Genomic DNA, 2,587 nt, shown 5'->3' with positions numbered 1-2,587 from the left:
GGCTGCGGCACCGCGGACGAGCCCGCCGGCCGGGCCGCACCGGCCGCCACCGCGTCCGCACCGGCCGAGGGATCGGCCTTCCCCGTGACCGTCGAGCACCTGTACGGCACGACGGAGATCAAGAAGAAGCCGGAGCGGATCGTCACCATCGGCCTCAGCGACCACGAGCCGGTGCTGGCGCTCGGCCACAAGCCGGTCGGCGTGGTGGACTGGTTCCAGCGCACCCCGTTCACCGACTGGCCGTGGACCAAGGACGTCTGGGGCGGCACCGAGCCCGTCGTCCTCGGCCTGCGCGAGGACGGCGTCAAGTTCGAGAAGCTGGTCGCGCTCAAGCCCGACCTGATCTTCGCCATGTACTCCGGCATCCAGAAGGAGCACTACGACCAGCTCTCGAAGCTCGCCCCGGTGGTCGCCCAGCCCAAGGGCCACGACCCCTACGCCGCACCGTGGCAGGACATGACCCTGCTGGCCGGGCGCGCGCTGGGAGAGGAGGCCAAGGCCAAGGAGCTCATCGCCGGGATCGGCGAGCGGTTCGCCCAGGTCCGCAAGGACAACCCACAGTGGGCCGGGATGACCGCCGTCGCGGCCGACAGCTTCAAGGCCGGGCAGTACTCCGCCTTCCAGAAGGGCGACCCCAAGTCGGCGTTCCTGGCCGAGCTGGGCTTCACCGTCCCCGAGGAGATCACCAAGCAGGCGGGCGCGTCCAACGTCGCCGAGTTCGGCTCCGAGGGCCTGAACATGCTGGAGGTCGACCGGCTGGTCTGGCTCACCACCGGCAAGGAGCCCTGGGAGCGCATCAAGAACGACAAGGTCTACAAGGAGCTGAAGGTCGCCAAGGAGGGCCGCGACCTCTTCCTGACCTACCAGGACCCGCCGATCGGCGCCGCGCTGTCGTTCAACACGGTGCTCAGCATCCCCTACGCCGTCGATCAGGTCACTCCGCTGATCAAGAAGTAGTCCCACGTTCGACGACGTCCCCGGTCGCGGGGCACGGGAAGGCATGGAGACGATGGTGGAGGACGGGCGCGTGCTGCCGCTGACCGGGGCTCAGACCGGGATCTGGCTGGCCCAGCAGATCGAGCCGGACAGCCCGGCCTACAACATCGGCTGCTATGTGGAGCTCTCCAGGCCCTCCGGCCCGGACGGCCTTCCCCTGCCGGACGGGCCCGACGTGCCGCGGCTGGCCGCCGCGGTGCGCCGGGCCGTACGGGAGGCCGAGAGCCTGCACGTGGTGTTCGGCGAGGCGGAGGACCGGCCCGTGCAGACCCTCCACCGTCCCGAGGACCGGTCGCCCGACGTCCTGGACCTGACCGGCGAGGCCGACCCGGAGGCGGCGGCCCGCGCCTGGATGGACGCCGACCTGGCCCGGGTCGCCGACCTCGCACGCGGCCCGCTGTTCACGCACGCGCTGCTGCGAGTCGGCCCCCACCGGGTCTGGTGGTACCACCGCTACCACCACCTGCTCACCGACGGCTACGGAATCCTGCAGATCATCTACCGGGTCGCCGAGCTGTACGGCGCGGCGGCCGATGCCCCCGGAACCGCGGACGCCTCCGGAACCGCCGACCCGCTCACCCGGGACTGGTCGCTGCGGAGCCTGGTCTCCGGCGACGCCGACTACCGCGGCTCGGCGCGGCACGCGGCGGACCGCGACTTCTGGCACGCCCGGCTCGCCGGTCTGCCCGACGAGCCCGCCCGCCTGGTGGAGTGCCCGCCGGTCCAGACGGCCCGGCCCCTCCGGCGCACCGTGGAGCTGTCCGCCGAGCGGACCGAGCGGCTGCGCGAGGCCGCCGCCTCCACCGGGACCCGTCTGTCCCGCCTGGCGATCGCCGCCGTCGCGGCCTATCTGCACCGGGCCACCGGCGAGCAGGACGTGGTGCTCGGCCTGCCGGTGACCGGCCGGGTGGACGCCGCGCTGCGGGACACCCCCGGCCTGATGTCCAACGTCCTGCCGCTGCGCCTGGCCGTCCGGCCGGACACGACGCCCGCGCGGCTCGTCGAGGCGGTCACCACGGGGGTCCGCGAGCTGACCGCGCACGCCCGTTACCGGGGTGAGGGCCTGGCCAGGGAGCTGGGGCGCCCGACGGCCTGCGCTCCCTGATCGGGCCCACCGTCAACGTCATGCCCTACCACGGGGAGATCCTCTTCGGCGACCTGCCCGGCACAGCCCACTACCTGTCCCTCGGGCCGGTCGGCGACCTGTCCGTCGCCGTCTACGACCGGCCCGCCGGGCAGGGCCTGCGCATCGACTTCGACGCCGACGCCGCCGTCTGCGGCCCCGAGGACCTCGCCGGGCACGAGCGGGGCCTCCTGGCCGTGCTGGAGGCCATGGCCGCCGCGATGACCACCGCCCCCGACCGGCCGCTGGGCACCGTCGACCTGACCACCGGCGACGAGCGCGAGCTGGTGCTCGGCCGGTTCGCCGGAACCCTGCCCCCGGTCCAGGAGCTGTCGTGGACCGAGGCGTTCGAGCGCCGGGCCGCGCGCGCACCGGAGTCGACCGCCCTGGTCTGCGAGGCGGAGCGGCTGTCGTACGCCGACTGAACGGCCGGGCCAACCGGCTGGCCCGGCTGCTGCGCGCCCGCGG

The 2,587-nt window shown here is 73.6% G+C and carries 3 protein-coding genes; all 3 read left to right on the top strand.

Going from position 1 to position 2,587, the window contains the following annotated elements; all coding sequences use genetic code 11:
• A partial coding sequence (locus ACWJ6R_RS34350; RefSeq protein ID WP_449066206.1) for an iron-siderophore ABC transporter substrate-binding protein occupies positions 1-957 on the top strand: 957 nt, incomplete at its 5' end.
• Between the two features lie 43 nt (positions 958-1,000).
• Positions 1,001-2,101, top strand: coding sequence for a condensation domain-containing protein (locus tag ACWJ6R_RS34345; protein WP_449066205.1), 1,101 nt, complete (start codon positions 1,001-1,003; stop codon positions 2,099-2,101).
• Positions 2,102-2,121: 20 nt separating this feature from the next.
• Positions 2,122-2,544: a hypothetical protein gene (locus ACWJ6R_RS34340; RefSeq protein ID WP_449066204.1), complete on the top strand. Its 423-nt coding sequence runs from the start codon at positions 2,122-2,124 to the stop codon at positions 2,542-2,544.
• Positions 2,545-2,587: the final 43 nt, after the last annotated feature.

The sequence above is a fragment of the Planomonospora algeriensis genome (assembly GCF_977012225.1).
Note: the sequence above shows the minus strand (reverse complement) of the source record. Positions and strands in the feature narration are given on the sequence as shown.